General features: G+C 71.0%; 2 protein-coding genes. Both read left to right on the forward strand.

Going from position 1 to position 931, the window contains the following annotated elements; all coding sequences use genetic code 11:
- Positions 1 to 130 precede the first annotated feature (130 nt).
- Positions 131 to 670, forward strand: coding sequence for an RNA polymerase sigma factor (locus tag FS532_RS18390; protein WP_144757455.1), 540 nt, complete (start codon positions 131 to 133; stop codon positions 668 to 670).
- A partial coding sequence (locus FS532_RS18395) for a hypothetical protein (RefSeq protein WP_440130727.1) occupies positions 660 to 931 on the forward strand: 272 nt, incomplete at its 3' end. The genes FS532_RS18390 and FS532_RS18395, both read left to right, overlap by 11 nt.

Here is a 931-nt window from a genome sequence, read left to right on the forward strand (position 1 = left end):
TCGGTGGAGGGCGTCGCGCACCTGCTCCGGGACTGAGGCCCGGCCGGCGACACGCCCGGGGTCACGTTTTCGTCGTCGTGCTGTCAGGATCGGGCCCGTGTCCGACACCTCAGGGTGAAGGAGGTGGGAAGTGGGCGTGACGACCGAGTCGGACGAAGCGATCATCCGTGCGATGGCACAGGGCGACAAGGGCGCCCTCGCGCGGGCGTTCGACCGCTACGCGGCGACGCTCACCCGCTACGCCTGGGCCCTCGCCGACGATCGGATGGACGTCGAGGAGATCGTGCAGGACGCCTTCCTCACGCTCTGGCAGCGTGCCACGACACTCGAGCTCCCCGCGGACACCATGCTCCCGTGGCTGCTCGTCGTGTGCCGGAACCACGCCCTGAACGCCGGGCGCAAGCGCATCAAGCACCGCGGGGACGAACTCCCCGAGAACCTTCCCGCCCCCGAGGACCACAGCGAGGCCCGTGAACGGCTCCGTTGGGTCCGCGACGAGATCGCCGCGCTCCCCGAGACCGACCGACGCATCTGCGAACTCTGCCTGCTCGAGGGCCGCTCGTACGCCGAGGCCGCCGAACTGCTGGGCCTGAGCGTCGGGGCGGTCACCCAGCGGGTCTCCCGCAACCGACGCCGACTCAAGAAGGTGGTGATGCACGATGAACACTGAGCCTCCCGAGGGAGACGACCTGCACCGCATGCTCGTCTCGATGAAGCAGAACGTCCTCGAGCGCGCCACCCCGCACCCGAAGCGGCGTCGTGTCCGCCCGGGCATCGTGATCGGCGTCGTGGGTCTCCTGGCGATCGGGACCGCGACCGGCGCCGTCGCCCTGTCGCTGTCGCAGCAGGAGCAGCCGACCGCGGCACCGACGCAGAGCCAGCAGCCCGAGCCGGCGCCGTCCGCCACGACGCCGACGTCCGCCCCGATCAC

It is taken from the genome of Curtobacterium pusillum (genome assembly GCF_007673235.1).
Lineage (GTDB): Bacteria > Actinomycetota > Actinomycetes > Actinomycetales > Microbacteriaceae > Curtobacterium > Curtobacterium pusillum_C.